Annotated in this window: 18 protein-coding genes; 9 read left to right on the top strand and 9 right to left on the bottom strand. The window is 72.6% G+C overall.

The features are described 5' to 3' along the window. Positions 1-40 precede the first annotated feature (40 nt). From BJ981_RS02785 to BJ981_RS02760, 6 genes are all read right to left on the bottom strand, one after another. Positions 41-1009 carry an FAD binding domain-containing protein gene (locus tag BJ981_RS02785; RefSeq protein ID WP_184608159.1) on the bottom strand — a complete coding sequence of 323 codons (969 nt, stop codon included), beginning with the start codon at positions 1007-1009 and terminating at the stop codon, positions 41-43. Beyond that, complete coding sequence (locus BJ981_RS02780) at positions 1006-3399, bottom strand: xanthine dehydrogenase family protein molybdopterin-binding subunit (protein ID WP_184615547.1); 2394 nt, start codon at positions 3397-3399, stop codon at positions 1006-1008. The genes BJ981_RS02785 and BJ981_RS02780 overlap by 4 nt, the downstream gene beginning before the upstream one ends. Positions 3400-3428: 29 nt before the next feature. Beyond that, positions 3429-3911 (bottom strand): (2Fe-2S)-binding protein, encoded by a 483-nt coding sequence (locus BJ981_RS02775; RefSeq protein WP_184608158.1) that lies wholly within the window; start codon positions 3909-3911, stop codon positions 3429-3431. 193 nt (positions 3912-4104) lie between these two features. Continuing rightward, a complete protein-coding gene (locus BJ981_RS02770) occupies positions 4105-4560 on the bottom strand; it encodes a nuclear transport factor 2 family protein (RefSeq protein ID WP_184608157.1) in 456 nt (151 codons plus the stop codon). Between the two features lie 68 nt (positions 4561-4628). Next, the gene (locus tag BJ981_RS02765) at positions 4629-4805 is read right to left on the bottom strand and encodes a hypothetical protein (protein ID WP_184608156.1); all 177 of its coding nucleotides are present in this window, start codon (positions 4803-4805) and stop codon (positions 4629-4631) included. Continuing rightward, positions 4795-6336, bottom strand: coding sequence for a PspC domain-containing protein (locus tag BJ981_RS02760; RefSeq protein WP_184608155.1), 1542 nt, complete (start codon positions 6334-6336; stop codon positions 4795-4797). The genes BJ981_RS02765 and BJ981_RS02760 overlap by 11 nt, the downstream gene beginning before the upstream one ends. Positions 6337-6469: 133 nt before the next feature. Here BJ981_RS02760 and BJ981_RS02755 point away from each other — a divergent pair, with 133 nt between their 5' ends. The 5 genes from BJ981_RS02755 to BJ981_RS02735 all read left to right on the top strand — a co-directional run bounded on the left by BJ981_RS02755 (position 6470) and on the right by BJ981_RS02735 (position 10384). Next, a complete protein-coding gene (locus BJ981_RS02755) occupies positions 6470-7651 on the top strand; it encodes an ATP-binding protein (protein WP_184608154.1) in 1182 nt (393 codons plus the stop codon). Positions 7652-7682: 31 nt separating this feature from the next. Continuing rightward, positions 7683-8315, top strand: a complete 633-nt coding sequence (locus BJ981_RS02750) for a response regulator (protein ID WP_184608153.1) — start codon at positions 7683-7685, stop codon at positions 8313-8315. A 40-nt stretch (positions 8316-8355) separates the two neighbouring features. Beyond that, on the top strand, positions 8356-9066 hold the full coding sequence (locus BJ981_RS02745; RefSeq protein WP_239139697.1) for a neutral zinc metallopeptidase: 711 nt from the start codon (positions 8356-8358) through the stop codon (positions 9064-9066). A 158-nt stretch (positions 9067-9224) separates the two neighbouring features. Next, on the top strand, positions 9225-9491 hold the full coding sequence (locus tag BJ981_RS02740) for a WhiB family transcriptional regulator (protein ID WP_184608151.1): 267 nt from the start codon (positions 9225-9227) through the stop codon (positions 9489-9491). A gap of 161 nt (positions 9492-9652) precedes the next feature. Further along, positions 9653-10384: a CPBP family intramembrane glutamic endopeptidase gene (locus BJ981_RS02735; RefSeq protein WP_239139698.1), complete on the top strand. Its 732-nt coding sequence runs from the start codon at positions 9653-9655 to the stop codon at positions 10382-10384. On the opposite strand, the gene BJ981_RS02730 is transcribed toward BJ981_RS02735, so the two are convergent. Continuing rightward, positions 10348-11076 carry a PIG-L deacetylase family protein gene (locus BJ981_RS02730; protein WP_239139699.1) on the bottom strand — a complete coding sequence of 243 codons (729 nt, stop codon included), beginning with the start codon at positions 11074-11076 and terminating at the stop codon, positions 10348-10350. The two genes, BJ981_RS02735 and BJ981_RS02730, sit on opposite strands and share 37 nt — an antisense overlap. Positions 11077-11280: 204 nt before the next feature. On the opposite strand from BJ981_RS02730, the gene pcrA reads away from it, so the two are divergent. Beyond that, positions 11281-13506 carry a DNA helicase PcrA gene (pcrA, locus tag BJ981_RS02725; RefSeq protein ID WP_184615543.1) on the top strand — a complete coding sequence of 742 codons (2226 nt, stop codon included), beginning with the start codon at positions 11281-11283 and terminating at the stop codon, positions 13504-13506. A gap of 94 nt (positions 13507-13600) precedes the next feature. On the opposite strand, the gene BJ981_RS02720 is transcribed toward pcrA, so the two are convergent. Next, on the bottom strand, positions 13601-14461 hold the full coding sequence (locus BJ981_RS02720) for a hypothetical protein (RefSeq protein WP_184608149.1): 861 nt from the start codon (positions 14459-14461) through the stop codon (positions 13601-13603). 438 nt (positions 14462-14899) lie between these two features. Here BJ981_RS02720 and sucC point away from each other — a divergent pair, with 438 nt between their 5' ends. Together sucC and sucD are read left to right on the top strand one after the other, a co-directional pair. Continuing rightward, a complete protein-coding gene (gene sucC / locus BJ981_RS02715; RefSeq protein ID WP_184608148.1) occupies positions 14900-16078 on the top strand; it encodes an ADP-forming succinate--CoA ligase subunit beta in 1179 nt (392 codons plus the stop codon). Further along, positions 16078-16965 (top strand): succinate--CoA ligase subunit alpha, encoded by an 888-nt coding sequence (gene sucD, locus BJ981_RS02710; RefSeq protein ID WP_184608147.1) that lies wholly within the window; start codon positions 16078-16080, stop codon positions 16963-16965. Before sucC ends, sucD begins: the two co-directional genes overlap by 1 nt. A 404-nt stretch (positions 16966-17369) precedes the next feature. On the opposite strand, the gene BJ981_RS02705 is transcribed toward sucD, so the two are convergent. Continuing rightward, on the bottom strand, positions 17370-17642 hold the full coding sequence (locus BJ981_RS02705; RefSeq protein ID WP_184616454.1) for a hypothetical protein: 273 nt from the start codon (positions 17640-17642) through the stop codon (positions 17370-17372). A gap of 440 nt (positions 17643-18082) precedes the next feature. Between BJ981_RS02705 and BJ981_RS02700 the strand changes: the two genes are divergently transcribed. Beyond that, a complete protein-coding gene (locus BJ981_RS02700; RefSeq protein ID WP_184608146.1) occupies positions 18083-19669 on the top strand; it encodes a cell division protein PerM in 1587 nt (528 codons plus the stop codon). Positions 19670-19673 lie beyond the last annotated feature (4 nt).

The following is a 19673-nucleotide window of genomic DNA, read 5'->3' as shown; positions in this document are numbered from 1 at the left end:
CTCGCCCGCCGTCGCGGGTGTCACCGAAGGGCGAGGCGGCTCAGGAAGGCGGGAGTCGCCGGGCGGCCGTGGCGGCGGATCTCAGGGCGCGGTAGGTCAGGACGCGGGCCAGGTGCCGGCGGTATTCGGGGGTGGCGTGCAGGTCGGCGGTGGGGGAGGTGCCCTCGTCGGCGTGGGACGCCGCCTCGCGCAGCGCGTCCCGCAGCCCGTTGGCCGAGCCGGGAGCACGGGATCGGCCGGGAGCGGTCGCCGGGGTGAAGCCGTTCAGGGCGGGGACGGTGGTGAGGGTGGCGCCGCGGGCGGCGGATTCGGTGGTGGTGGCGCGTATGGGGGTGGGGCCCATGTTGGTGAGGGCCACCCGGGCCTCCTCGACGCGGGGCGCGGTCGCGTCGCCCGAGACGCGGACCGCCGCGGCGACGCCGACGATCGCCCACGCCTGGGCCGTGCGGTGGAACTTCTCGTAGTGGAAGCCCCAGCCCTCGCCCGGCTTGGGCACGCGGACGCCGGTGAGGATCTCGCCGGGTTCGAGGGCGGTCTCCAGATAGTCGGTGAAGAAGTCGCGGGCGGCGACGACCCGTTCGCCCGAGCCGGACCGGATCACGAACTCCATGTCGAGGGCCAGGGCGACGGCGGGCAGGTCTCCGGCGGGGTCGGCGTGGGCCAGGGACCCGCCGAAGGTGCCCCGGTGCCGTACGGCGGGGTCGGCGACGGTGGCGGTGGCCAGCGCGACCAGCGGGCAGGCGGCGTTGACGAGCGGCGAGCGGACGATCTCGTCGTGCGTGGTGGTGGCGCCGATGTGGACGTGGCCGCCCTCGTCGCGGATGCCGCGCAGCCCGGGCAGCCGTCCGATGTCGACGAGCACGCTCGGGTAGGCCAGGCGCAGCCGCAGCAAGGGCAGCAGGGACTGCCCGCCGGACAGCACCTTGCCCTCGTCGCCGGCGTCCTCCAGCACCTCGACGGCCTCCTCGAGTGAGGAGGGGCGCACGTAATCGAAGGCCGCGGGGATCATGAGCCACCCTCCGGGACGATGGTCGCGTCGGCTGCGTCGGTTCCGCCCCGGAGGGCGCGCCACACCCGTTCGGGGGTGCACGGCATGGGGACGTCGTGGACGCCGTAGGGGCGCAGGGCGTCCACGACGGCGTTGACCACGGCGGGCGTGGAGGCGATCGTGCCCGCCTCGCCGACGCCCTTGACGCCGAGCGGGTTACTGGTCGCGGGCGTCTCGGTCCTGGCGGTGACGAAGCCGGGCAGGTCGGCGGCGGACGGCACCAGGTAGTCGGCCAGCGTGGCGGTGAGCAGGTTGCCCTCGGCGTCGTAGACGGCCTCCTCGAACAGGGCCTGCGCGATGCCCTGGGCGAGGCCGCCGTGGACCTGTCCTTCCACGATCAGCGGGTTGATCACCTTGCCGACGTCGTCCACGGCGACGTACGACCTGATCTCGGTGGCGCCGGTCTCGGTGTCGACCTCCACCGCGCACAGGTGGGTGCCGTGCGGGAAGGAGAAGTTCACCGGGTCGTAGGTCGCGTCGGAGTCGAGGCTCGGCTCGGCGCCGTCGGGCAGGTCGTGCGCGGCGAACACCGCGAGCGCGACCTCCTGGATGGTCGTGCCGGACCCGGTGCCGCGCACCCGGAACACGCCCTTGGAGAACTCGATGTCGTCGGCGGACGCCTCCAGCATGTGGGCGGCGACGTGCCGGGCCTTCTCCTTGACCTTGTCGCACGCCTGGAGCAGCGCCACCCCGCCGATCGCCAGCGAGCGGGAGCCGTAGGTGTCCATGCCCTTGGGGGCGACGGCGGTGTCGCCGTGCAGGACGGAAACGTCCTCGAACGGCACGCCGAGCGCGTCGGCGACGATCTGGCTCCAGGCCGTGACGTGGCCCTGGCCGTGCGGGCTGGTGCCGGTGACGACCTCGACCTTGCCGGTGGGCAGCATGCGCACGGCGGCGTGCTCCCACCCTCCGGCGCCGAAGCTGAGCGAGCCGAGCACCCGGCTCGGGGCGAGGCCGCACATCTCGGTGAACGTGGAGACGCCGATGCCGAGCTGCACGGGGTCGCCGCGGTCGCGGCGGCGGGCCTGCTCGGCCCTCAGGTCGTCGTACCCGAACAGCGTGAGCGCCTTCTCGGTGGCGGCCTCGTAGTGGCCGCTGTCGTAGGTCATGCCGGCGATCGTGGTGTGCGGGAACTCCTCGTGGGCGATCCAGTTGCGCCGCCGCACCTCGACGGGGTCCAGGCCGAGTTCGGCGGCCAGCTCGTCCATGAGCCGTTCGATGGCGAACGTGGCCTCGGGACGGCCCGCGCCCCGGTAGGCGTCGGTCGGCATCTTGGTCGTGAACACGCCGGTGCAGGTGAAGTCGTAGGCGTCCATCTTGTAGATGCCCGGGTACATGAACCCGCCGAGCACGGGCACGCCGGGCGTGATCAGCATGAGGTAGGCGCCGAGGTCGGCCAGCAGGTCGACGCGCAGGCCCCTCAGACGCCCGTCGGGTTCGGCGGCGATGGCGACGCGCTGGAGCTGGCCGCGGCCGTGGTGGACGGACAGGTTGCCCTCGGTGCGGGACTCGGTCCACTTCACCGGCCTGCCGAGCCTGCGGGTGAGCAGGAGCGCCAGCGCCTCCTCCGCCGTGACCTGGAGCTTGGAGCCGAAGCCGCCGCCCACGTCCGGCGCGATCACGCGCAGCCGGTGCTCGGGGATGCCGGTGACCTGGGCCAGCATCACGCGCAGGATGTGCGGGATCTGCGTGGAGGAGTACAGCGTGAAGGTCTCGCCGTCGGTCTGCGCCACGACCGCGCGGGGCTCCATGGCCGCGGGGATCAGCCGCTGCTGCAGGTAGGTGCGCTCGATCACCACGGGCGCGTCGCGGAACGCGGCCTCGGTGTCGCCGGCGCTGAACTTCCACACGTACGCCCGGTTGCCGGCGTCGTGGACGGTGGGGGAGCCCTCGGCGAGGGCGGCGGTCAGGTCCACGACGGCGGGCAGGGGGTCGTAGTCGATGTCGATGTGCTCCAGCGCGTCGTGGGCCTTGTACCGGTCGGTGGCGATCACGCAGGCCACCGCCTCGCCCGCGTACCTGACCTCGTCCGCCGCCATCGGGGGGTGGTCGGGCATGACGATGTCCTCGGTGACCGGCCAGGCGCACGGCAGGCCGCCCAGTTCGCCGGCGAGGTCGCGGCCGGTGAAGGCGGCGACGACCCCCGGCCTGCGCAGGGCGGCGGAGGCGTCGGCGCGCAGGATGCGGGCGTGGGCGAGCGGGCTGCGCAGGAACGCGACGTGCAGCATGCCGGGGAGCTGGATGTTGTCGGTCCAGCGCGTGCGCCCGGTCACCAGCCGGGCGTCTTCCTTGCGCCTGCGCGCCGCGCCGATCTCCGGCCCGCCGGGCGCGGGCGCGCCGAGGTCGCCGATCCCGGCGGCCACCCCGGTGTCGAGCTCGGTCACGGCGTCACCTCCCGGCCGCTCATGTCGCGCGCGCCCCGGCGCACGGACCTGACGATGTTGGTGTAGCCGGTGCACCGGCACAGGTTGCCCTCCAGGCCCGAGCGGATCGCCTCCTCTGAGGGGTCGGGGTCGTCCTTGAGCAGGTCGAGGGCGGCCATGATCATGCCGGGCGTGCAGTAGCCGCACTGCAGTCCGTGCTCCTCGTGGAAGGCCCGCTGCATGGGGTGCCAGGCGTCGCCGTCCGCGAGCCCTTCGATGGTGAGGACGTCGCTCCCGTCGGCCTGGACGGCGAGGACGGCGCAGCTCTTGGCGCTCCTGCCGTCCAGCAGGACCGTGCAGGCGCCGCAGTTGCTCGTGTCGCAGCCGACGGGCGTGCCGACCTTGCCGAGCCGGTCGCGCAGGAAGTGGACGAGGAGCAGGCGGGGCTCCACCTCCTCCTCGTAGGCGACGCCGTCGACCGTGACGGTGATACGGGTCATTGGACCTCCAGGACAGGTGGCCGTGTGTTTCCGTCGCCGTGCGCGGCATCGTGCGCGTCTCTGCGCGCTGAGGTGAACCGACAACTGCGAACGTACGCCCCTGACGTGCCGGGTCAACCCCCAGGGCCCGGGACACGCCGCCGTGGCCCCGCGTCCCCCCAGTCCCGCGCGCTCCGGACCGCCGCGGGCGCGTTCACCGGAGCGGGAAAGGGAGTCCGAGCTCCGCCGCGGGCCTGGAACCGAAGACGCGCCGGTCGGCCTCCTCGATCGGGACGTCGTCGATGCTGGCCTCGCGCCGCCGCATCAGGCCGCCGGCGTCGAACTCCCACAGCTCGTTGCCGTAGCTGCGCCACCACTGGCCGCCCGCGTCGTGGCATTCGTACTGGAAGCGCACGGCGATGCGGTCGCCGGTGAACGCCCACAGCTCCTTGCGCAGCGCGTAGCCGAGTTCCCTGGCCCACTTCCGGGTGAGGAACCGGATGATCTCCTCGCGGCCGGTCACGAACTCCGACCGGTTGCGCCACACCGAGTCGGGCGTGTACGCGAGGGCGACGTGGCCGGGGTCGCGGGTGTTCCAGGCGTCCTCGGCGGCCTGGACCTTCGCCCGCGCGGTCTCCTCGGTGAACGGCGGCCTCAGCGGTGCGGTCACGGCAACTCCCCGGTCAGGTGGGCTCTCACCTGGGCATACCCGCGCGCGGGCGGTCCACGGCCGCCGTGTCAGCGCTTGCGCACGGCCTTGGCGAGCACCGCCACGAACCCGGCCAGCCCCAGCCCGGCGACGAGGACCAGGGCCATGACCGCCATGTCGGGCGCCGTCCCGGTGAGGTACAGGACCCCGATGCCGACGAACAGCAGGCCGCACAGCAGCGACAGCCAGTCGGTCCTATGCCGCACGGCGCACCTCCACGTCGCCTATGCCCGCCTTGACGTGCAGCTCGATGACCGCGGGGCTGCCCGGAGGCGTCGCGTCCGGCTCCAGGACCTTGTCGTGCTGGACGTCCGTGCCGCCCTGCACCACGTGCTCGATCTTCACGTCGCCGAGCCTGGTGCGGCCGAACACCTCCACCCGGGCCGTCGGGGGCACGATCACCTTCATCTCGCCGATGCCCACCGAGGCGTCGAACCGGGTCCGCGACCCGGGCGCGAACTTGGTGTCGCTCAGGTCGAGGGTGCCGTCGCCGATGCCCACCTCGTAGGTGCGCGCGGCCACCGCGGCGTCGGTGGGCTGCCAGGTGTAGCTGCCGATCCTCTTCGGGATGTCGCTCACCGTCGAGCCGGCGACCAGGACGACCGCCATCAGCGTGCCGGCGGCCACGAGTCCCACGCCCCTGCCGAACCAGGTCGCGACCAGCAGCCCCGCGCCGATGGTGATCAGGACGGAGGCCCCGACGACGGGGAAGTTCAGCGTGCCTGGGGGGGACTGCGTTGCGACCATGATTCCTCCGACCACGAACGCGGCGAGCATCGTTATGCCGCCGATGAACGACTTCGGGCGCTTGGGCCGCGCCGGCGCGGCGGTGGCGCGCCTGTCGTGAGCCCAGTCGTGCGGCTCGTACGCCAGGTTGGGGCCCCGGAAGCCGTACGGGCCGTGCGGGGCGAAAGGCTCGCCGGAGGAGTCGAACCCGCCGGGGCGGGCCTCTCGCGCGAGGTCGGACAGGCGGCGGTACTCCGGGGCGGGCCGGTACGCCGGGCGGGGCGCCTCGCCGGGCGCCGCCTGCCGGAAGTCTTCTGGCGTCATCCGCCCCGGTCCGGGCGACGGCGCGTCCCGGACGGGCGCGTCCCGGACGGGTGCGTCCGTGGGAGGTGTGCGCGGGGGCGGGGCGTCCGAGGGGGGTGCGGCGGGGGCGTCCGCGGGAGCGGCGGCCTGGGCGAAGGCGGCCGTGGCGGCCTGCCCGAAGGGCCGGCCCAGCAGGGAGCCGCTGAGCTGGAAGTCGCCGACCGGTTCCTCGGCCCGCCGCCTGACCCGCTCGGGCAGGCTCTTGGCCACGGCCAGCAGGTCCACGCCGCGGGCGTGCGCCGCGAGGAGCGCGATGGCGAGCAGGGTGCCCACGATGACGGTGGCGGTGCCGATGCCGTCGGCCGCCAGGTTGATCACCAGGCCGAGCGCGAAGACCGCGGCCAGCAGCGCCATCACGGTCTCGGTGTCGAAGGACCTGCGGCTCCACTGCTCGACGTACCCGGGGGCGCCGTTCGCGCCGCGCATGAGAAGGAACGCCGCGACGTACAGCATGATGCCGATGCCCGAGCCCACGACGAGGACGGCGAAGCCCACGCGGAAGATCACGGGGTCCATCCCGGTGGCGCGGCCGAGCCCGGCGCACACGCCCGTGAGCATGCGTCCCTCGTCGCTACGCTGGAGGACGCGCCGCTCGCCCGGGTCGGCACCCGTGTCCTGCGCCGTGCCGGCACCGCCTGGTTCGGTCATGGCACCATCGTGGCCGGTCCGGGGGCCGGCTCACCATCCGGGGAACCCCTGACTCGTCCCCGAGCCCTCAGGGCAGGAGTCAGGGAGCGCCCTGATGCGTTCCCGCCCTCTCACGTGTGACGATGCTCAGGAGATGTCAGAGACCCCCACCCTTCCCGAGGCGTACCCGCGCTTGATCCGGCCGCTGAAAGGCCGGCTCGTCGCGGGCGTCGCCCAAGGGGCCGCCGCCCAGCTCAGGCTGGACCCCGTGGTGCTGCGGCTCGCCTTCGTGCTGCTCAGCGTCCTGGACGGCCTGGGCGTCCTCGCGTACGCCGCGCTGTGGATGTTCACCCCGCGCGAGCCCGGTGAGGCGCCGCCCCGCGACTGGGCACAGGCCACCGCGTACGGTGTGCTCGGCGCCGCGTTGACGTCCTTCGGCTGGCTCACCGGCGCGTCCACCGGCGGCGTCGGCACCTGGTCGATCGCCGTCGGCGGCATCGGCACGCTGATCCTGTGGCAGCAGGCCGACCCCGGGCGGCGCGCGCGCTGGATGACCGACGCCGTCCGGCAGGTCCGCAGGTCCTGGATCCGCACCGGCATCGGCCTGGTCCTGGTCGTCATCGGCGCGATCGGCTTCCTGGCCGCGCAGGGCAAGCTGGCCGAGGCCCGGCCCGGCCTGGCGTTCACGGGCGTCGTCGTCGGCGGCATCGGCCTCATCGCCGCGCCCTGGCTGACCGGTCTGTGGAAGGAACTGCAGAAGGAGCGCACGGAGCGCATCCGCCAGGAGGAGCGCGCCGAGATGGCCGCGCACGTGCACGACTCGGTCCTGCACACCCTGACGCTGATCCAGCGCAGCGCCCACGACCCCTTCGAGGTCACCCGCCTCGCCCGCTCGCAGGAGCGCGAGCTGCGCAACTGGCTGTACCAGCCGAAGTCCGACGCCGACGCCACCATGGCGGCGGCCGTCCGCCGGGTGGCCGCCGAGATCGAGGACGAGCACGGCGTGCCCATCGAGATCGTCTGCGTCGGCGACTGCGACCTGGACGACGGCCTGCGCGCGATGCTGCAGGCGGCCCGGCAGGCGATGGTCAACGCGGCCAAATACGCTGAGGCTCCTGTCATCTCCGTCTACGCGGAGGTCGAGCCCGAGGAGGTCACCGTGTTCGTCAGGGACCGCGGCAAGGGGTTCAACATGGACGAGGTCCCCGACGACCGCATGGGCATCCGCCAGTCGATCATCGGCCGCATGGAGCGGCACGGCGGCAGCGCGCGGGTGCGGACGGAACCGGGCGACGGGACCGAGGTAATGCTGACGATGAAGCGGGAGCAGGCGTGATCCGCAACCGGCGTGTGAGGGAGCTGTGACGATGGTCAAGGTACTGATCGTGGACGACCACCGGCTCTTCAGGTCCGGCGTCCGCGCCGAGCTGGGCCCGCAGATCGAGGTGGTCGGCGAGGCCGAGGACGTCGACACGGCGGTCGGCGCCATCGAGGAGCTCAAGCCCGACGTCGTGCTGCTGGACGTCCACATGCCCGGGGGCGGTGGGCAGGAGGTGCTGCGCCGGGTGCTCGGCTCCGGCTCGCAGGTGCGCTTCCTCGCCCTGTCGGTGTCCGACGCCGCCGAGGACGTCATCGGCGTGATCCGCGGCGGCGCGCGCGGCTACGTCACCAAGACCATCAGCGGCAGGGAGCTGACCGACGCGATCGTCCGGGTCTCGGAGGGGGACGCGGTCTTCTCGCCGCGGCTGGCCGGGTTCGTGCTGGACGCCTTCGCCTCCACCGAGGCGCCGTCCATCGATCCCGAGCTGGACTCCCTGACCTCGCGGGAGCGCGAGGTGCTGCGCCTGATCGCCCGCGGTTACGCCTACAAAGAGATCGCCAAGGAGCTGTTCATCTCGGTGAAGACGGTCGAGACGCACGTCTCGTCGGTCCTGCGCAAACTTCAGCTCTCCAACCGGCACGAGCTGTCCCGCTGGGCCACCGCGCGCCGTCTGGTGTGACCTTCCGCGCGGGCGGGGCGGTTCCGTCAGGATGGGACGTGTGACCCCTCGCACCAAGTCGTACGTCCTGCCCGTCCTGTCGGTCCTGCTGGCCGTGGCGTTGTCGGCGGGCTGCTCCTCCGGCTTCCCCCGCAGGTACCCCGACCAGAGCGGCGACGCCGGTTCGGGCGGGAGCGCCTCCGCCTCGCCCCGGTCCTTCGGCCAGAACTTCGACGAGGACGTCGAGCTCGCCCGCACGCTCACCGAGCGCTTCTGGCAGCAGAGGTTCGAGGCCGCGGGCCGGGTCTACCGCCCGCTCCAGGGGTTCCAGGCGTACTCGGGCGAGAACGGGCCCGCGTGCGGCGGGCAGCCCTCGGTGCCCGAGAACGCCTTCTACTGCCCGCTCGGGCACTTCGTCGCCTACGACGAGGCGTGGATGCGCAAGCTGTACGAGAACGGCGGCGACGGCGCCGTGTACGTGATCATCCCGCACGAGCTGGGGCACGCCGTGCAGGCGCAGCTCATGAGCGACTTCAGCCTCAACGTCCAGCGCGAGCTGCAGGCCGACTGCTACGCGGGCGCCGCGCTGCGCGGCATGATCGACTCCGGCTCCGTCGAGGCCGAGGCGGGCGACGACGAGGAACTGCTCGCCAACCTCGCCGCGGCCGGCGACCCCACCGACGAGTGGCTGCGCCCGGACGCGCACGGCACCCCGGCCCAGCGCCAGCAGGCGTTCGCGGGCGGCTACGACAACGCCGCCGACGCGTGCTGACGGCCCGCGCGGGCTACGCCGTGATGGGGAGCCGGGATACACCCGTGGGCGGATGTGGCACCCGTGGCGGGCCCGTAACCTGGCGTATTGGAGCGCGGCCGGACGGGCCGGCGCGCGCGGTCATGACGCGCGGGGGCCGCGCGGCCGGGAGGTGCATCATGGGGACGCGGGCCGTTCGCGAGGCGAGCTGGGCGAGCAGGGGGGCCTGCCGCGGCGCCGATCCCGAGCTGTTCTTCCCCGAGGCGCCGTTCCCCGAACAGGAGGCCAGGGCCAAGGCCGTCTGCGCCGCCTGTCCCGTCATCCTGGAGTGCCGGGCGTACGCGGTGCGGGCGGGGGAGCGCGACGGCATCTGGGGCGGTCTGACCACCGACGAGCGCCGCCGCCTGCGATTCCCCCCGGGCTGGGGCCGCAGGGCCGCCTCGTGAACGCCTCCGAGCCGCCCATCTCGCCGCGCCCCTCCTCCGGACGCGCCGCCGAGCCGACGGAGTGGACTGAGCTCGATGGGGCCGGCAAGTCAGTTCAGTCGGCCGCTTCCGGGTCCCCCGGGGAAAGTGGGAACGTCGTCGGCCGGGTCGTGGTGCCGGCCGTGGGGGTGCTCGCGGCGGCCAATGTGCTGAACAACCGGGTCGCGCGGCGGCTGGCGCCGGTGACCTCGGCCGTCGCGGCCGGGGCGCTGGTGGCGCTGGGCCGGCGCGCGGGCCTGTCCTGGCCCGAGATGGGCTTCACCACCCCGCGCCGGGGGGCCGCGATCGGCGGGGCCCTGGCCGTCGCCGTCGCCGCCGTCTACACCGCGGGCGTGCTCACGCCGCGCACCCGCCCGCTGTTCCTCGACGAACGCGCCCTCGGCGTGTCCCGGGCCCGCCTGCTGGAGGAGGCCCTGGTCCAGGTGCCGCTCGGCACCGTCCTGCTGGAGGAGGTCGCCTTCCGCGGCGTGCTGCCCGCCGCGCTGCGCCGCTCCCACGGCCAGGTGGCGGCCGTCGCGGGCGCCTCGGCGCTGTTCGGGCTGTGGCACATCCTGCCCGCGCTGGACATGGCCGCCACCAACCCCTCCTTCAGCCGCCTGGCCTCGGGCGAGCCGCAGGACGGCCCCGCGGAGGGCCCGGTCCGGGTCGTCGCGGGCACGGTGCTCACCACCGCCCTGGCCGGGGCCGCCTTCCACGAGCTGCGGCGGCGCGGCGGGCTGGCGGCGCCGTCCCTGCTCCACCTGGCCACCAACACGCTCGGCTACTTCGCCGCGCGGGCCGCGCGCCGCCTCGAACGGCGCGCGGGGCGGCCCGGCGGTCAGGCGGTCTGCACGACCTGGAAGCCCTCGGCGTAGCTGCCCTCCGGCAGCCCCGCCGCCTTGGCGTTGGCGGCGAGGAAGCCGCGCACGAACTGCTCGATGCCGTCGGCGATGTGCGCGATCTGGCTGACGTGCGCCTTCAGCGCGGACACCTTGCGGTCGACGGTCGCCGTGATGTCCACCCAGTGGTTGTTGGTCTGGCCGCCGGTCAGCCACACCTCCCTGACCGCCCACGCCTCAAGCCCCTCGTCGGCCAGCAGCTCGGGGAAGGCGTAGGGGTTGCGGGCGTCGGGGTAGACCGCGTCCAGCGTCGCGCCGCCCACGGCCCGGTGGTCGGGGTGGCTCGGCTGGATGCGGACGTAGTTGCGCTCGGGCGAGGAGGTGATCACCCGGTCGGGACGCACCTGCCGGATCACCCGCGAGATGTCGCGGCGCAGGCCCAGGGTGGGCTCCACCGTGCCGTCCTGGTAGCCCAGGAAGCGCAGGTCGGTCACGCCCACCCTCTTGGCCGCCTCGGTCTGCTCGGCGCGCCGCAGCTGAGCCATGCCGCCGTTGTCCAGCTCGCGATCGAAGCCTCCGGCGTCGCCGTCGGTGACGATGCAGTACACGACCCGGATTCCCTTGTCGGTGAGCATCGCCACGGTCCCGGCCGCGCCGAAGTCCACGTCGTCGGGGTGCGCGGTCACCACCAGAACGGTGCTCACGTCGGCGTCGTCAAGTGGGGTCACGCTGTTCCTCCTCGGTTCACTGCGCCATGAACAAACCACGGCAACTTGATATTTCCAGTGACTTGCCGGAGTGCTGAGCCGATCGGCCGCATCGGGCGCGGAAACAGGGGCGGGATGGGGGGCGAAGAGGCGTCCACTGTCGGTGAGTCGCCATAATCTAGGGGGGTGTCCACCCGTGCCGCGAATCCCGCCGTTGACCATCCCCTGCTGGACGGGCTCAACCCGCAGCAGCGCGACGCCGTCGTCCACGAGGGAAGCCCCCTCCTGATCGTCGCGGGGGCCGGCTCGGGCAAGACGCGGGTGCTCACCCACCGCATCGCCTACCTGCTGTCCGAGCGGCACGTCCAGCCGCAGGAAGTCCTGGCGATCACCTTCACCAACAAGGCCGCCAAAGAGATGAAGGAGCGGGTGGACCGCCTCATCGGCCCCCGGTCCAGGGCCATGTGGGTGATGACCTTCCACAGCGCCTGCGTCCGCATCCTGCGCCGCGAGGCCAAGCGGCTGGGCTTCTCCTCCAGCTTCTCGATCTACGACCAGGCCGACTCCCAGCGCCTGATGGCGATGGTCTGCCGCGAGCTGGAGCTCGATCCCAAGCGCTACCCGCCGCGCTCGTTCTCCGCGCAGGTCAGCAACCTCAAGAACGAGCTGATCGACTACGACACCGCCAAGGACAAGGCGCAGACCCACCTGGAGCGCACGCTGGCCCAGGCGTACGCCACCTACCAGCGACGGCTGACCGAGGCCGACGCGATGGACTTCGACGACCTGATCATGTTGACGGTCACGTTGTTCCAGCTCTTCCCGGACGTCGCCGAGCACTACCGCCGCCGCTTCCGCCACGTCATGGTCGACGAGTACCAGGACACCAACCACGCCCAGTACATGCTGATCAGAGAGCTGGTCGGCCTGCCCGAGCGCCTCACCGTGGACGGCGAGCCGGTGGCGGAGGGCGGGGGAGTGGAGCCCGCCGAGCTGTGCGTGGTGGGCGACGCCGACCAGTCGATCTACGCCTTCCGCGGCGCGACGATCCGCAACATCCTGGAGTTCGAGCGCGACTACCCGCAGGCGCGCACGATCCTGCTGGAGCAGAACTACCGCTCCACCCAGACGATCCTGTCCGCGGCCAACGCCGTGATCTCGCGCAACGAGAGCCGCAAGCCCAAGAACCTCTGGTCCGACCAGGGCGCGGGGCCCAAGATCATCGGTTATGTGGCCGACAACGAGCACGACGAGGCCATGTTCGTCGCCCAGGAGGTCGACCGCCTCGCCGACGACGAGGACGTCACGCCCGGCCAGGTCGCCGTCTTCTACCGCACCAACGCCGCCTCCCGCGTCTTCGAAGAGATCTTCATCCGCACCGGCCTGCCGTACAAGGTCGTCGGCGGCGTGCGGTTCTACGAGCGCCGCGAGGTCCGCGACCTGCTGGCCTACCTGCGGGTGCTGGCCAACCCCAACGACACCGTCTCGCTGCGCCGCGTCATCAACGTCCCGAAGCGCGGCATCGGCGAGCGCGCCGAGGCCATGGTCGAGGCGTTCGCCACCCGCGAGCGCGTCAGCTTCTGGGAGGGCCTGCGCCGGGCGGAGGAGGCGCCGGGGCTGGCCACGCGCTCCCTCAACGCCATCAAGGAGTTCGTCGCCCTGCTGGAAGATCTGCGGGGCAAGGAGCTGAAGCTGTCCGAGCTGGCCGAAGAGGTCCTGGCGAGCACCGGCTACCGCACCGAGCTGGAGACCTCCGGCGACCCGCAGGACGAGAGCCGGCTGGAGAACCTCAACGAGCTGATCTCCGTGGCCCAGGAGTTCGAGGAGGCCAACCCCGAGGGCACGCTCGTGGACTTCCTGGAGCAGGTCTCCCTGGTCGCCGACGCCGACCAGATCCCCGAGGGGGAGGACCACCAGGGCGTCGTCACGCTGATGACGTTGCACACCGCCAAGGGCCTGGAGTTCCCGGTCGTGTTCCTCACCGGCCTGGAGGACGGCGTCTTCCCCCACATGAGGTCCCTCGGCGAGCCGCGCGAGCTGGAGGAGGAACGCCGCCTCGCCTACGTCGGCATCACCCGCGCCCAGCAGCGGCTGTACGTGTCGCGCGCGGCCGTGCGCAGCTCGTGGGGGTCCCCCGCGTTCAACCCGGCGTCCCGCTTCCTGGCCGAGGTGCCGTCCGACCTGCTCGACTGGCGTAGCGACCCGCAGAAGTCGGCGTGGACGGCGGCGACCGTCCGCGAGACGCGCGCCCCCGCGGCCACGTCGTCGCGCGGCGGCGGGCGGTCGATCCCGAACCTCAGCCCGGGCGACCGTGTCACGCACGACGCCTTCGGGCTCGGCACCGTGGTCACGGTCGAGGGCGTCGCGGAGAAGGCCAAGGTGAAGATCGACTTCGGCTCCGGCGGCGAGAAGACCCTGCTGCTGGCGTACGCCCCGATCGAGAAGCTCTAGCCGCCGCGTACGGCGCGGTGAGTGCCGAGGGCCCGGCGAGCGTGCCTCGCCGGGCCCTCGGGGCGCCGCCGTCACGGACGGCGGCGGGGGGTGGTCAGCCGTGGCGGGCCGCCCGGCCGGTGATGGTGGTGATGAGGTCGGGCCGTGCCTCGGGCAGGTCCTCGTCATCGTTCAGGTCCTTCATGTCGATGACCTGGTCGGCCGGCGGGGCCTGGATGGTCACCTTCCCGCCCCAGGCGGTGTAGCGGGCGTCGACCACGACCCGCAGACCGGCGAGCGAGGACTTCTGTCCCAAAGCCAGGTCCGACGCGAACCGCCGGGGGAGCTGGTCGCCGCCGACCCACAGCTTCCACGGCAGCGCGGTGTCCTTCTCCTTGTCGTCGAGCAGCACCGGGATGGTGCCCGACGGCGCGGCCTTGGCCAGCTCGCCCAGCGTGATGCTGCCGCGCAGCAGGGTGGTCCTGGTGCCGCCGACCACGCCGCCCGGCGTCCTGCTCTTCGTGTGCGTGATCAGCGCCTTGAGGGTTTGGGGCTGCAGCACGTCCAGCAGCAGGGGGTTTCGCGGCAGGCCGGGCGTTCTCACCCAGGTCTTGCCCGCGGGCAGCGCCTCGTCAAAGGGCGAGCTCTTGTAGTACACCTTGCCGCCGATCGCGATGAGGCGACCGGACTGCGTCTCCTTGCCGTTGCTGACCCGCACCTTGGTGTCGGAGGCGTCCGGGCCTGACGTCCCGAACCGGACGACGCCCGTCTCCCGGTAGCGCAGGGCGGCCCTGCCGAGCCGGAGGTCGGTGCGCTCGTCGATGCGCACGGTGGTGCGCTTGGCCAGCTGCTGCCGCAGGGCGTCGAGCGGGCTGGTCGTGGCGGGCTTGGGGGCGGCGTGCGCGGTGGCCGACGCGGCGAGAGCCAGCGCGGGGGCGACCAGCGCGGTCGCGGTCAGGGCGATCAATCGCCTCATCTAGGGGTTCCTCCCATGGTGTGACCCTCCTGCGATCGAGGGTCCCGGCTTCCTTGCCGTGCAAGATCAGCTTGATATCACGGATTGCCAGGTGGAGAGGGCCTTTGGTGCAAATACCAGCCGCCGCCCGATATATCGGCATACGTGGTGTCGGTGCTCATGCGGTACGCGACCCTCCGTCACCGTCCCGTGCGGCCCGGGACGGCCCGGTGCGGCCCGGCGGCGGGCGCCGTCGCCGCCCGTGGTTTCACGAATTTTGGGGAAACTTGCCGTATCGCATTACTTGTCCTGCGGCGGCAAAGGCCCCCCGGCGGGCGCTTCACGTTCCCGCGGCGGCTAGGCTTCTGAGGCCAGGCTTCCCGGTAGTTCGCGGGTGCCCCGGGGTCTGGTCCCTCAACGTAGAGAAGAAGTCAGCCGGACAAGCAAGGACGGACCCTCGTGGACCTGTTCGAACATCAGGCGAAGGAGCTCTTCGCGGAATACGGCATCCCGGTGCCGCGCGGCGTCGTCGCGCGCACCGTGGAGGAGGCGCGCGCGGCAGCGGACCAGCTGACCGGCCGCGTCGTCGTCAAAGCCCAGGTCAAGACCGGGGGCCGCGGTAAGGCGGGAGGCGTCAAGGTCGCCGACGACGCCGCCGACGCCGAGCGCAAGGCCACCGACATCCTCGGCATGGACATCAAGGGGCACACGGTTCACAAGGTGCTCGTCGAAGAGGCCAGCGCGATCGCGGAGGAGTACTACTTCTCCTTCCTGCTCGACCGCGCGAACCGCACCTTCCTCGCCATCTGCTCCGCGTCGGGCGGCATGGACATCGAAGAGGTCGCGCACACGAGCCCCGAGAAGGTCGCGCAGATCCCGGTCTCCCCGCTGACCGGCGTGGACCGCGCGCGCGGGCGCGAGATCGCCCAGGCCGGCGGCCTGCCGGAGGCCGCGCTCGACGGCGCCGCCGAGATCATCGAGAAGCTGTGGGCCGTCTTCGTCGACGAGGACGCCACGCTGGTCGAGGTCAACCCCATGATCCTGACCAAGGACGGCGAGGTGAAGGCGCTGGACGGCAAGGTCACCCTCGACGACAACGCCTCCTTCCGCCAGACCGAGCACGGGGCGTACGCCGACAAGTCCGCGGAGGACCCGCTGGAGGCCAGGGCCAAGGCCAAGGACCTCAACTACGTCAAGCTCGACGGCTCGGTCGGCATCATCGGCAACGGCGCCGGCCTGGTCATGTCCACGCTCGACGTCGTGGCCTACGCGGGCGAGCAGTTCGGCGGCCAGCGTCCGGCGAACTTCCTCGACATCGGCGGCGGCGCGTCCGCCGAGGTCATGGCCAACGGTCTGGAGATCGTGCTGTCCGACCCGAGCGTCAAGTCGGTGTTCGTGAACGTCTTCGGCGGCATCACCGCCTGCGACGCGGTCGCCAACGGCATCGTCTCGGCCTTCAAACTGCTCGGTGACCGCGGCGAGGCCGTGACGCACCCGCTCGTCGTCCGCCTGGACGGCAACAACGCCGCCCTGGGGCGGCAGATCCTCTCCGACGCGGGCCTGCCCCGGGTCGAACTCGTTGACACGATGGACGACGCGGCCAAGCGGGCCGCCGAGCTCGCCGCGGTAGGTGCGTAATGGCAATCTGGCTGACCGAGAACAGCAAGATCATCGTCCAGGGCATCACGGGGTCCGAGGGCTCCAAGCACACCCGGCGCATGCTCAAGGCCGGTGCAAAGGTCGTCGGCGGGACGAACCCCCGCAAGGCCGGCACCACCGTCGACTTCGACGGTGTCGAGCTGCCCGTCTTCGCGACCGTCGCCGAGGCCATGGCCGCCACCGGCGCCGACGTCACCGTGATCTTCGTGCCGCCGGCGGGCACCAAGTCCGCGGTCATCGAGGCCGTCGACGCCGAGATCCCCCTCGCCGTCGTCATCACCGAGGGCGTGCCGGTCCACGACACCACCGAGTTCTGGGCGTACGCCATCTCCAAGGGCGGCAGGACCCGCATCATCGGCCCGAACTGCCCCGGCATCGCCTCGCCCGGCGCCTCCAACGCCGGCATCATCCCCGCCGACATCACCACGGCGGGCCGCATCGGCCTGGTCAGCAAGTCCGGCACGCTGACCTACCAGCTCATGTACGAGCTGCGCGACATCGGCTTCTCCACCGCCGTCGGCATCGGCGGCGACCCGGTGATCGGCACCACGCACATCGACGCGCTGGAGGCGTTCCAGAACGACCCCGGCACCGACGCGATCGTGATGATCGGCGAGATCGGCGGCGACGCCGAGGAGCGCGCGGCGGCCTACATCGAGCAGCACGTCACCAAGCCGGTCGTCGCCTACGTCGCGGGCTTCACCGCCCCCGAGGGCAAGACCATGGGCCACGCCGGGGCCATCGTGTCCGGCTCCGCCGGCACCGCCCAGGCCAAGAAGGAGGCGCTGGAGAAGGTCGGCGTGCGCGTCGGCAAGACCCCCAGCGAGACGGCGCGCCTCATGCGCGAGGTCATGCGTTCCCGCTGACCGGCATCAGGAACGCCGCACCGGACCATCGTCCAGCGGTGACCACCTCGGAAGCGCCCGGCCACCCGCCGGGCGCTTCCGCGTTTCCGGACTCGGCGAGGGAGGGCTTGACGGCAGAGGCGCGGGGCCTCAGAGAAAGGCGAGGGGCTCGCAGGCGCTCGATCGCCGGGGGGTGACGGCCGGGTCGGCGAGAGCGGCGGCTGCGGTCATGATGTGCGCGGGGGGCGCGGTCTCGTCCGCCGTGTCCACGCGGACGGCCGATTCCCCGTCGGCCTGCCGGAGATGCCGCGTCCATTGCCGTGGCGGCGGGGCCGATATTCTCATCGCGTCGATCGGTTGATTCCCGGTCCCGGCGAATTCGTGCGGTTCTTGCTGATCTCGGATGGCGTTTCGCCGGGCTTTTCTCAGTCCCAGGTCGTGCCGTTGGTGCGCGCGGGCGCGGAGTCCCAGGTGGTGCCCGTGCCGTCGGCGGGCGCGCTGTCCCAGGTCGTACCGGCCGGTGCGACGTCCCAGGTGGTGCCGAGGGCCGCGACGCGCGAGTGGGAGTCCCAGGTGGTCCCCGAATTCACGGCGGTGTACCCGGCGGCGGCGATTCCGAACGCGACGGCGGCGGAGACGACCACGGTGGAAATCCGGGAAACGAGGCCGGAGTCCGGGTGGGCGGTGAGGCTCGACATTTTCTTCTCTCGCTTTCCTTCGCGGCTCGACCGTTCTCTCACCCACAACTCTGCGGGATTCACCGCCCCCACGACAGACGGGGGCGCGGCAGCAAGTTGCACGGCCGTGGCCGTTTCCTGTCAGCCGTTCCCGGACTGTCGCGCATATACGTGCCACCACGCGTCGTCCCAGGTCAGCCGCGCCCCGACTGCCCCCTGCCCGACCAGGAAACGGCACGTTGCAGGATGCGGACACCGGCCTGTGTATGGGCCTCCACGAAAGGAGCGCGAACCGCCCGGAAAATGCGCGACATTATCCTGAAACGGACACCCCGGCGCCGGGACGCCATGCCGTCCAGGGACGAGCGGCGTGCAGGTATCGGGCGGCGAGGGGACAAACGGGGCGACACGCGGGGCGCCTACGTTCGCCCGCCCCGTCCGGCCTGAGAGCATCGACTACTGTGACGGCCCTCTTCGACCAACTCCGTGCGGCTCCCCGCGCCGTACTCGGGCGTATCCCCGGGAGCGGGGGCGACGACGACGAGACGCGCCGCCCGTTGCCCGTCTCCGGCATGCTCGCCGCCGCCTCCACCCTCGGCGCCGGCCTCGCCGTTCTGACCACCCTCACCCTCATCGGGTGGATCGCCGCCCCGCGCGGCGCCTTCGGGCAGGGACTCCCCGGCGTCTTCCGCGCCGCCTGCCAGGTCTGGCTCGCCGCGCACCACGCCGGCTTCGCCATCCCCGGCGGACGGATCGGGCTGCTCCCGCTCGGCCTGATGCTCCTGCCCGCGATCCTGCTCTACCGCGCCGCCCTGTGGATGGCCCGCGACGCCGACCTGCGGCTGCGCCTGCCGGCCCGTCTGCCCAAGGGCAGCGCCAAGGACCTGTCCGCCGCGCGCCGCCGCGCCCAGCTCAGGCTCATCGCCCAGGCGGGCATCTCGCTGGCCGCGCCCTACGCGCTGCTGGCGGGCGTGATCGCGCTGGTGGCCCACAACAACGTCACGCAGCCGTTCGTCGGCGAGGCGCTGCTCAGCCACTTCCTGCTGGCCTTCCTGGCCGGGTCGCTGGCCACCGCGCGCACCATCGGGCCGTGGCGGTCGATGCTGCGGCTGCTCCCCGTGCGCGCCCGGTCGGTGGTGGCGGGCACGGCCGTCGCCCTGTCCGCGATGCTGGCCGCCGGGCTCGTGCTGGCGCTGGCGGCGGTCGTCCTCAACTTCGGCGACGTGCAGCGGCTGTCGTCACTGCTGGCGCCCGGCTTCGTCGGCGGCCTGCTCCTGGTGCTCGTGCAGGTGCTCTACCTGTTCAACTTCGTCATCTGGGGCATGGCCTACCTCAGCGGCCCCGGGTTCGCGCTCGGCACGGGCACGCTGGTCGCGCCCACCGGCGTGCAACTCGGCGACGTGCCCGCCCTGCCGGTCCTCGGCGCGCTCCCCGACCCCGGGGTCACCTCCCCGTGGACGATGAGCGTGCTCGCGGTGCCGTTCCTCGCGGGCGCGGTCGCCGGGGTGGTCATGGCCCGCATCGCCCCGACCCCCCAGCTCGAATCGGCCCCGCTGTGGGGCTTCGCCTGCGGCCTGGCCACGGGCCTGTCGGCGGGGCTGCTCGCGGCCCTGGCCGGCGGCCCGCTCGGCGGCGCGCGCCTGTCCGCCGTCGGACCGTCCGCCTGGGAGGTCGCGCTGTCGGCCACGCTGGAGGTCGGCGTGGCGTCCGGCATCTCGGCCGGGCTGACCAACTGGTGGCTGACCTACCACGGCGCCGGCGCGGAGCCCGCGCCCGTCCGCAAGGCGGGGGAGGCTCTCGCCAAGGTGGCGAGCGTGGCGGCCCGCGTCAAACCGGCCGCGCCCGAGCCGTCCGGCCACTGGATGGACGCCACCGAGGCCGACACCGGGCCCATCCCGGTCATCCGCGCCGACTGGACCGACGAGCACGCCGCCACCACCGCGCCCGCCGCGGCCCGGCCCCCGCGCCGCGACATCGTCGACGAGTCGGACGACCGCGGCGGCCACGTCATCTACGTGGACCCCTACGCCTGGGACCGCGACGCCTAGCGGG

This window comes from Sphaerisporangium krabiense, assembly GCF_014200435.1.
Lineage (GTDB): Bacteria > Actinomycetota > Actinomycetes > Streptosporangiales > Streptosporangiaceae > Sphaerisporangium > Sphaerisporangium krabiense.
Note: the sequence above shows the minus strand (reverse complement) of the source record. Positions and strands in the feature narration are given on the sequence as shown.

Excerpts from the sequence above, each read along its gene's own strand:
- BJ981_RS02785 (WP_184608159.1), bottom strand. The coding sequence starts at position 1,009 with ATGATCCCCGCGGCCTTCGATTACGTGCGCCCCTCCTCACTCGAGGAG.
- BJ981_RS02775 (WP_184608158.1), bottom strand. The coding sequence starts at position 3,911 with ATGACCCGTATCACCGTCACGGTCGACGGCGTCGCCTACGAGGAGGAG.
- BJ981_RS02760 (WP_184608155.1), bottom strand. The coding sequence starts at position 6,336 with ATGACCGAACCAGGCGGTGCCGGCACGGCGCAGGACACGGGTGCCGAC.
- BJ981_RS02755 (WP_184608154.1), top strand. The coding sequence starts at position 6,470 with ATGTCAGAGACCCCCACCCTTCCCGAGGCGTACCCGCGCTTGATCCGG.
- BJ981_RS02750 (WP_184608153.1), top strand. The coding sequence starts at position 7,683 with ATGGTCAAGGTACTGATCGTGGACGACCACCGGCTCTTCAGGTCCGGC.
- BJ981_RS02740 (WP_184608151.1), top strand. The coding sequence starts at position 9,225 with ATGGGGACGCGGGCCGTTCGCGAGGCGAGCTGGGCGAGCAGGGGGGCC.
- BJ981_RS02720 (WP_184608149.1), bottom strand. The coding sequence starts at position 14,461 with ATGAGGCGATTGATCGCCCTGACCGCGACCGCGCTGGTCGCCCCCGCG.
- sucD (WP_184608147.1), top strand. The coding sequence starts at position 16,078 with ATGGCAATCTGGCTGACCGAGAACAGCAAGATCATCGTCCAGGGCATC.
- BJ981_RS02705 (WP_184616454.1), bottom strand. The coding sequence starts at position 17,642 with ATGTCGAGCCTCACCGCCCACCCGGACTCCGGCCTCGTTTCCCGGATT.